1 protein-coding gene is annotated in these 370 nt (G+C 35.4%); it reads left to right on the top strand.

Annotated elements, in window-relative coordinates:
• A partial coding sequence (locus N7603_RS08960; RefSeq protein ID WP_262097083.1) for a transposase occupies positions 1-370 on the top strand: 370 nt, incomplete at both ends.

Raw genomic sequence — 370 nt, 5'->3', positions numbered from 1 at the left:
ATTTAAGTGATTTATCACTAGATATCCCCACACCCAAATGTATCCAAACCAAACCAATCAAAGAAATCACCATCAAGTCCTACTATGATGGCCAATACATCGAAGTGGTCTATGTCTATTTAGATGAAACACCTAAAATGAAATTAGATGATCTTACCGAAACCATGGGCATCGATTTTGGGTATAACAATTTGGCATTTTGTTCCGCAACCAATAATACACACTTACTCATTGATGGAAAAAGGTTAAAGAGTATGAATCAGTTTTATCATAAACGAATCGCGAAACTAGCGAGTAGTAGACCCAATCAAACTATCTTAACCAAACAAATGATTCGTCTGATGGATAAACGGAACCATCAAATGGATTA

The sequence above is a fragment of the Paracholeplasma vituli genome (genome assembly GCF_025446935.1).
Classification (GTDB): Bacteria; Bacillota_I; Bacilli_A; order Acholeplasmatales; family UBA5453; genus Paracholeplasma; species Paracholeplasma vituli.
Note: the sequence above shows the minus strand (reverse complement) of the source record. Positions and strands in the feature narration are given on the sequence as shown.